Annotated in this window: 1 protein-coding gene; it reads right to left on the bottom strand. The window is 59.9% G+C overall.

The genetic code is table 11. From position 1 onward, the window contains the following. Positions 1–449: 449 nt before the first annotated feature. The coding region (locus JE47_RS22390; protein ID WP_236631329.1) for a hypothetical protein at positions 450–728 on the bottom strand (279 nt) is incomplete at its 5' end.

Genomic DNA, 728 nt, shown 5'->3' on the forward strand with positions numbered 1-728 from the left:
AGTAGCAGTAGGATGGGTCATCGCAGTTCCTCCTTGCTGTGGTAGGTGGGTCTGCCGGTATTGTAGCACAGCGCTGGGCAGGATGCAGGGGCAACGGCGGCAGCGCAACGGGCAGCGGGTGGTGATGGTTTCCATTCATCGTGTCTTCCTGGGGCTCAAAATGGTGCTCGATAGAGAAACCGTTTGAGCGGCCAAAAAGTTACACGAAAAAACGCGGTAATGCTGAACCTACCCGAAACGGTCGGTTACAGGACGAGTCTCACCCGCTCACCTCACAACGCGACGGCGCACGAGAACAAGAGAGTTCTGAGCGCCTATCCGAATAATCCCCTATGACATCACGACGGATGAACCTCGGCGATGGAGGCAACGCGATTGATGAGCTGCACGAGGCAGGGCGAGATGCCGCCTCGCCCCTACAGGTATCCACGACGATGGCCACGGCACACCTATTCAACCTCTCCTGTTGTAGCAGCCGCTCGGTCGGGGCGCAGCAACGCTGCGCCGGTACATCCATCGACGGCTTTCATCCGTTCCACCGTGAGACGGTGATTGGGATCGGCACGTAGAGCCTGATCAAAAACCCAGATGTCTCGTTGGGTACGTCCTGTACCCGCGCAACCATTGTGTGCGGGGGCAGCCCTCACCCCGGCCCCTCTTCCGCGCTGCGGGAGAGGGGGGAGCTGGTGCGTGAACGCGGTAGCGTTGACAGACGCAGGAACCCCTCT

The organism is Chloroflexus sp. MS-G (genome assembly GCF_000735195.1).
Classification (GTDB): domain Bacteria; phylum Chloroflexota; class Chloroflexia; order Chloroflexales; family Chloroflexaceae; genus Chloroflexus.